The sequence below is a fragment of the Collinsella sp. HCP28S3_E12 genome (genome assembly GCF_052065595.1).
Taxonomy (GTDB): domain Bacteria; phylum Actinomycetota; class Coriobacteriia; order Coriobacteriales; family Coriobacteriaceae; genus Collinsella.
In genome coordinates this window covers 1-568 of sequence record NZ_JBQHTS010000046.1, presented here as the reverse complement: position 1 = coordinate 568, position 568 = coordinate 1, and the positions used below count along the sequence as shown (strand labels likewise).

Annotated in this window: 1 protein-coding gene; it reads right to left on the bottom strand. The window is 68.7% G+C overall.

What is annotated here, in order from left to right; genetic code table 11:
- Positions 1 to 82: 82 nt before the first annotated feature.
- On the bottom strand, positions 83 to 568 hold a 486-nt coding region (locus ACTNBY_RS09320; RefSeq protein WP_441064282.1), incomplete at its 5' end, for a transposase.

Here is a 568-nt window from a genome sequence, read left to right as displayed (position 1 = left end):
GCCAGGCCGGCGCACTCCAGCAGGCACCCCAGCCCGTACCCCTCTTCGCGCAGGGCGCTCACGGCCTCGACCTTCGCCCTGGTCAGAGTCCGTCCCTCTCGACCAGGGCACGCAATTTTTTTAGGTAGGCCACCTCGGTCTCGAGCCTTCGGCAGCGCTCCTCGAGCTCCTGCTCGCGCGTGCGCGGCCTCGCCTTGGAACCGCTCGGCCGGCCCTTGGGCCTGGGCCTGAGCGCCTCGGCGCCGCCCTCGCGGTAGAGCGCGCACCATCTCTTGAGCGGCGCCAGGGACATGACCCCGAACGCCTCCATGGCGTCCCGCTTGCTCATGCCGCCGTCGACGACGGCGGAGGCGGCGGCGACCTTCTGCTCGTATGTGTACCTGGTCTGCTTGCCGTCCATGGATAGCAGCACCTCGCTTCCGAACGACCGGTATACGTAGAGCCATTGTCTCACGGTGTCGCGCGGGACCGACAACGCCTTCGCCGCCGACTCGGAGCCGTGGCCTCGCTCGAAGAGCCCGATCGCCGCCTTCCTGGCCTCGATGTCGTGCTTCACCCTCAAGTCGAC